The organism is Amycolatopsis rhizosphaerae, from assembly GCF_007713715.1.
Classification (GTDB): domain Bacteria; phylum Actinomycetota; class Actinomycetes; order Mycobacteriales; family Pseudonocardiaceae; genus Amycolatopsis_E; species Amycolatopsis_E rhizosphaerae.
Genome location: NZ_VJWX01000415.1, coordinates 1 through 6,325, shown reverse-complemented (window position 1 = coordinate 6,325; position 6,325 = coordinate 1). Strand labels below are relative to the sequence as shown.

The window sequence follows — 6,325 nt, the reverse complement described above, 5'->3', positions numbered from 1 at the left end:
CCCCAGAACGCATCCCGATCCGCCTCCGCCCGCGAATACCACCCCTCATCCGCATTCGCCCCCGCCGCAAACACCCCACTCGGCGGGAAGGTCCGGTTCTCGGTGAGCAGGTTGTCCAATGCCGGGGACTGCTCGGTCATGGTGCACGGCCTCCTGAAGTTACCTACCTGTGGCTGATGCCGGAAGCACGTTAGCGACGTTAGTGCTCACAGCGAAAGAGTGCAGCAATCGCTCCCCGCCGGGGGCGAGGAGAAGGCCGGCTCGCGCACCCGGCCTCATCGTGACACGCCGAGACCGTTCGCCGGTAGCTCGTTCCGGCTGAATCCGGGCGAAGCGAGGGAGGTCCGGGGCGCCTCCTATGCTCGCTCTACCGGTGTCACGGAGGAGGGTGCATGGCTGAGCGGGAAGAGCTCACCTGGGAGTTGTTCGGTACCGCCGGCAGGGAACTGGCCGAGGCCATCGCCGACAGCGGCTTCGAGCCGGACCTGATCCTGTCCGTGGCGCGCGGCGGGTTGTTCGTCGCGGGCGCGCTCGGTTACGCGCTGGACGTCAAGAACCTGCACGTCATGAACGTCGAGTTCTACACGGGCGTGGATGAGCGGCTGGACCTGCCCGTGATGCTGCCGCCGGTACCCAACGCCGTCGACCTGACCGGAGCAAGGGTCCTGATCGCCGACGACGTCGCGGACACCGGGGCCACCCTGAAGCTGGTGCGCGACTTCTGTGCCGATCACGTCGCCGAGGTCCGATGCGCGGTGGTCTACGAGAAGCCGCGTTCGGAGGTCCGCTGCGAATACGTGTGGCGGCATACCGACAAATGGATCAACTTCCCGTGGTCGAGCCTGCCGCCCGTGGTGCGGCGGTCGGGGCAGGTGCTGGACGCATGAGCGACCCACTGGCCCCACTGCTGGAACTGGAAGGCGTCGCCGACGCGGTGAAGGCCGCTCAGGACGCCGTTTTCGCGGTGCACCGCCACCCGGCGAACCTGCGCGGCGGTTCGGCGACCGCGGCGGAAGCCTCCGTCCGCGCCGCCCGGGCCTCGGCCGCCATCGACGGCGCCGATCCGGAAATCCCCGCCGACGCCGCCGTGACCGATCCGATCCTCGCCGGTGCCTTGCGGGTGGCCGAGTCACTCGAGTCCCTGCTCCCGACCTGGCGCCGCGCGCCGGCTCAGGCGCTGGCCCGCCTGCACGTCCTGGCCGCCGCCGATCTCGTCGATGATCCCGAGACCCTGGGCCCCGCGCCGGGGGCGGAGCGCGCCTCGAACTGCTCTCGCCGCTGGTCACGGGCGCGACCTCGGTGCCCGGTCCGCTGCTGGCCGCGGTGGTGCACGGGGAGTTGCTCGCGCTGCGGCCCTTCGGCAGCGCGGACGGGGTGGTCGCCAGGGCGGCGGCCCGGCTCACCATGGTGGCGACCGGTGTGGACCCGAAGTCGCTGAGCGTGCCGGAGGTGGCGTGCTTCCGGCGGGTGGTCCGTTACCAGGAGGCGGCACAGGGTTTCGCCTCCGGCGAGCCCGAGGGCGTCCGAGGCTGGATCCTGTTCGTCTGCGAGGCCATCGAGAAGGGCGCGCGGGAAGCCCGCGGCATCGCTGAGGCCGCGGGCTGAAACCCGGTTTCCGTCAGGCGGTCCGCGCCGCGCAGGTGCTGACCGCCTTGCGGACGTGTCCGCCGCTGGCCGCCAGCAGCGCGGTGGCGGTGGCACCGTCCACTCCGCACAACAGGTGCACCAGCGCCACCTTCAGGTCGCCATCGGACTCGGCGAGCGCGTCCGCGCACTCCTGATCGGACGCTCCGGTCGCTTCGCGGAGGATGCGCAGCATCCGCCCGCGCAACTTCGCGTTCGTCGCGCGCATGCTGACCATGAGGTTGGAGTACGTCCGGCCGAGCTTGATCATCGTCGCCGTGGAGAAGGCGGTGAGGACCATCTTCTGGGCGGTACCCGCCTTCATCCGGGTGGAGCCTGCGATCACCTCGGGCCCGGTGTCGACCGCGATCAGCACGTCGACCCCGGCAGGCCGGGCGGCCCGCGGATTACCGGAGACGAGTGCCGTCGCGGCGCCGTGCTGGTTCGCCGCCTTCAGTGCGCCGAGCACGTAGGGGGTGCGTCCGGAGGCCGTCAGACCCAGCACGAAGTCGCCCGGTTCCACGGCCGCAGCCAGCTCGTCCGCCCCGCCCTGCGCGTCGTCCTCGGCGTTTTCCACCGCTTCGCGCAGCGCCTTCGTGCCGCCGGCATGGTGTGCCACGAACCAGTCCGGCGGCACGTTGTAGGTCGGCACCAGCTCGGCCGCGTCCAGCACGGCGAGCCTGCCGGAGGTGCCGGCGCCGACGTAGTGCACCCGGTGCCCGGCCCGTAACGCCTCGACCGCGAGATCCACCGCGGTCGCCAACTGCGGCAGGACCTCGCCGACGGCCTCGGGCACCCGGCGGTCTTCGGTGTTGATCAGGCCGAGGATGCCGAGCGTCGGCAGGCGGTCGATCTCGGTCGTGCGGGGATTGCGTTGCTCGGTCGGGGAATCAACGTGCACTACCTGACTCGGCACCCTCATCGTCGGCCTCATTTCACTTCTTGCTTACTTACCTGTCTCACGGGGCCGCCTCCGGCCGTCGGGCCGCACCCCGAGCCGGTGGCTGCCGACGGCCTCCCTCGTGGCGTCCAGTGCCTGGGAAGCGGCCTCCATGTGCCGCTGCGCGACGCCGATGAACAGGCAGTCGATCACCGTGAGCTGGGCGATCCGGCTCGCGGTCGCGCCCGATCGGAACGTCGTCTCCCGCGCTGCCGTGGTGAGCACGTAGTCGGCAACCTCGGTGATCGGGGAACGCGGGAAGTTCGTCAGTGCGACGGTGGTGGCGCCGTGCTCCCGCGCCACGCGCAGGGCTTCGACGGTGTCGGTGGTCGCGCCGGTGTGCGAGACGCCGATCGCCACGTCGCCGGTGCGAAGTACCGCGGCCGAGGTGAGCATGATGTGCGTGTCCGACCACGCGAAGCACACGCGGCCGATCCGGTGCAGCTTCTGCTGCAGGTCGGCGGCGACGAACGCGCTGGCGCCCACGCCGTACACGTCGACGCGGCCGGCCTCGGAGAGCAGGCCGATGACCCGCTCGAGGGTGGCGATGTCGAGCTGGTCGGCGGTCTCCTCGACGGCCCGCGCGTCGGCGAAGCTGACCTTCCCGACCACGGCGGCCAGGTCGTCGTTCACGCTGATCTCGCCGCCCAGGTTGCGGGTCGAGCGGGCTTCGCTGCGGGCGGTGTCCGCCGCGAGCGCGATGCGCAGCTGCGGGTAGCCGCCGACGCCGACCGCCTTGCAGAACCGGGTGACCGTCGTTTCGCTCGTGTTCGCCGCCAGTGCGACCTCGGTGATGCTGCGACGGGCTACCGCGGACGGGTCTTCCAGTACTACCTTGGCTACTCTCTGTTCCGCTCTGGCCAGGCCGGGAAGAAGCGAGCGAATGCGGACCAGAGGGCTCGCTTCGGTCTCACGGCTCGCCGGGCTGCCGCCGGAATGTGTCGAACCAGACACCATTTCACCCTCGGTTGCCGTGGGAAAGTTACTAACCGTAGGCGTTTGCGACAACACTATCCACATCCTTCGGGATGATCGCAACGGGGACGCCCCTGCACGTCCGAGCTGCGCTGACTCAGTTGCCCAGAAAGTCGCCAACCAGGTCGGAGTCGTTAACCTCTACTTGTTAACGACTTGGCAACTTACTGCGGTTCCCGAAACAGCCAACGATCGTCGGTGGTTCGCGCCGTACTTCCGTGCTAGAGAGCGGATCCCGTCTCGGCTATGACGCGCGGAGAAGGAAATTTTGCTCCCCTTCAGTGGGAAGTCAGCGTCCAACCGGTTGCGCTCAGTGACCAAGGGGTGTGTTCAGCATCCAACACAATGCCGTTGTTGCTGGTTATTCGGACACCGTCCACGTATACGCCTCGGCCCGTGTAGTGCGCATCAGTCGTATAGCGCCAGCGAAGGATCACCGGATCGGCTGCGGGTAATTCCGCCGACACGCGCCACCAGGACCGGTGTCCGTGGCCGGCCAGGGCGCTGACCGGGCCTGGCGGTGCGCCTGGACCGTCGGCCCGAAGCTCGACCGGCTGCCAGGAAACGCCGTCTCGGCTCGCTTCCAGAACCAGGGGATCGGTCGATTCGGTGTCGACGAAGGCGACGAAGTTCACACGCAACGAGCTAACCCCGGACAGGACCGGTGTGGTGAGGGTGGCCGTGCTCAGGTTCCCCGGATCGCTGAACCAGGCGTCCTTCCCCACCGCGGGGCGGACGGACATCGCGCGGGCCAGTGCCGTGGCCCAGGTCTCCCTTGCCGGATTGATGGAACCCCAGTTTCGGGTCGGGTGGACGCGGTTGGTGAGCAGGATCGCGATCGAGCGTGATTCCGGGTCGATCACCAGGCTCGTCCCGGTGAAGCCGGTGTGGCCCGCCGTCACCGGGGACGAGAGCGCACCCATGTAGAACATCCGGTCGAGCTCGAAACCCAGGCCGTGTTCGTCGCCGGGGAACGCCTGGTTGTAGTTCGTGAGCATGATGCGGACCGTGTCCGCGCGCAGGATTCGGACGCCGTGATAGCTGCCGCCGTTGAGGATCATCTGCGCGAGGACCGCCAGATCTGCCGCCGTGGAGAAGACGCCGGCGTGCCCGGAGACACCACCGAGGGCCCAGGCGTTCTCGTCGTGCACCTGGCCGCGGACCAGGCCGCGCGGCGGTTGCGCCTCGTACTCCGTCGCCGCGATGCGGTCCAGCTTCGCGCTCGGCGGGTTGAACCCGGTGTCGGCCATTCCCAGCGGTGCGGTGATGCGGTCGCGCACCACGGCGTCCAGTGGACGCCCCGTCAGCCGTTCCACCAGGAAACCCAGCGTCATCAGGTTGATGTCGGAGTACCGGTAGGTGCTCCCCGGCGGGTTCACCAGCGGACTGTCGAGCACCGCCTTACGCCGGGCCGGAACATCCGGATAGCCCTGCCACAACGACGGCACCGGGTCGGCGTCCAGACCCGATGTGTGCGTAAGCAGCTGGCGGACCGTCACGTTCTCCTTGCCGTGCGTGGCGAACTCCGGGAGGTACGTGGCGACCGGCTCGTCGAGACCGACCTGATGCCGTTCGACCAGTTGCAGCACGGCGATCGAGGTGAACAGCTTCGTGACCGAGGCGAGGTCGAAGATCGTGTCCGGACGCATGGGCACCTGGCGGTCGGTGGGCAGTTCGGTGCCCGCGGCGTCGGCGTACCGCAGCGCCTGACCGGTGGCGAACTCGTCCACGATCACACCGTCGTGCGCGAGCAGGCCGACCGCCCCGGCGAAGTGCGGATGCCCGGTCACCGGATCGTTCGTGCTCCAGTCCGACAGGAACCGCTCGGCATCCCGGATCGGCCCCGGATCGAGCCCGGCCTCGCCCGGGCTGCCGCGGCGCAGGACCGTGTCCGCCGCCGCGAAACCGTGCCAGGGCCGGTCGAACCGGCCCGCCACGGCTCCCGGCGACTCGGCGGTGGCACTCGAGATGGCACTCGCTCCAGAAACCGTCAGGGCCGCGATCGTGATCACGGCCAGAAGCCTTTTCACGGGCATGAGAACCTCACCAGTAGAGCAAGTACGGTGCCCGCCTGGCCACAAAACCGGCCAGCTCCGCCTGCCACGAGGCGGTGATTTCGTCCACCCCGGCGCCCGCGTCCACCATCGTGCGCAGCCGGCTGGAGCCGGACAGCCTGTCGATGGCCAGATCGGGCCGCCAGGCGAACAGATCCGGGTGGAGGCGCTTGGCGGTCACGAACATCGCCACCGCCGTGCGGATGGCGTCGAAGGACCGGGAGTCGGTGACGGTCAGCTCCACCCCGCCGCATGCCTGGTTCACGAACTTGCCGAAGGTGGGCGCGAAGTAGGTCTCGCGGAAACGGACGCCGGGCAGGTCCAGCGCGGTCAGCGCGTCCCGCCAGCGCCAGTCGAGCCCGGGAGCACCGATGATCTCGAACGGTCTGGTGGTGCCCCGGCCCTCGGAGAACACCGTGCCCTCGAACATGCCCAGCCCCGGGTAGACCCGCGCGGTGTCCGGGGTCGGCATGTTCGGACTGGGCGGTGTCCAGGTCAGTGCCGTCTGGGCGAACTCCTTGTCCCGGCGCCAGCCGCGCACCCGGATCACGTCGAGTTCGATCCGGGCCGGTGGGAGAAACTCTCCCGCGAAGAACCGGGCCAGCTCGCCGACGGTCATGCCGTGCTGCTGGACGATCGGCTTCAGGCCGACGCCCGAGGCGAACGCGGGGTCGAGCATCGGCCCCGCCGCCCGGCCCCCCAGCGGATTGGGCCGGTCGAGCACCAAGAAGCC

Annotated in this window: 5 protein-coding genes and 1 pseudogene; 2 read left to right on the top strand and 4 right to left on the bottom strand. The window is 69.4% G+C overall.

The features are described from left to right. Positions 1-392: 392 nt before the first annotated feature. Positions 393-887: a phosphoribosyltransferase gene (locus tag FNH05_RS29170; protein WP_144592061.1), complete on the top strand. Its 495-nt coding sequence runs from the start codon at positions 393-395 to the stop codon at positions 885-887. Further along, positions 884-1,605 (top strand): annotated as a pseudogene (locus tag FNH05_RS29165) (Fic family protein). Before FNH05_RS29170 ends, FNH05_RS29165 begins: the two are co-directional and overlap by 4 nt. A 13-nt stretch (positions 1,606-1,618) precedes the next feature. Here FNH05_RS29165 and murQ read toward each other — a convergent pair. The 4 genes from murQ to FNH05_RS29145 all read right to left on the bottom strand — a co-directional run. Further along, positions 1,619-2,545 carry an N-acetylmuramic acid 6-phosphate etherase gene (gene murQ, locus FNH05_RS29160; RefSeq protein WP_144592060.1) on the bottom strand — a complete coding sequence of 309 codons (927 nt, stop codon included), beginning with the start codon at positions 2,543-2,545 and terminating at the stop codon, positions 1,619-1,621. 24 nt (positions 2,546-2,569) lie between these two features. Then, the gene (locus tag FNH05_RS29155; protein WP_186382793.1) at positions 2,570-3,520 is read right to left on the bottom strand and encodes a MurR/RpiR family transcriptional regulator; all 951 of its coding nucleotides are present in this window, start codon (positions 3,518-3,520) and stop codon (positions 2,570-2,572) included. Positions 3,521-3,816: 296 nt separating this feature from the next. After that, a complete protein-coding gene (locus tag FNH05_RS29150; RefSeq protein WP_144592059.1) occupies positions 3,817-5,574 on the bottom strand; it encodes a serine hydrolase domain-containing protein in 1,758 nt (585 codons plus the stop codon). A gap of 7 nt (positions 5,575-5,581) precedes the next feature. Further along, positions 5,582-6,325: DUF1343 domain-containing protein (locus FNH05_RS29145; protein WP_144592058.1), on the bottom strand; the 744-nt coding region annotated here is incomplete at its 5' end.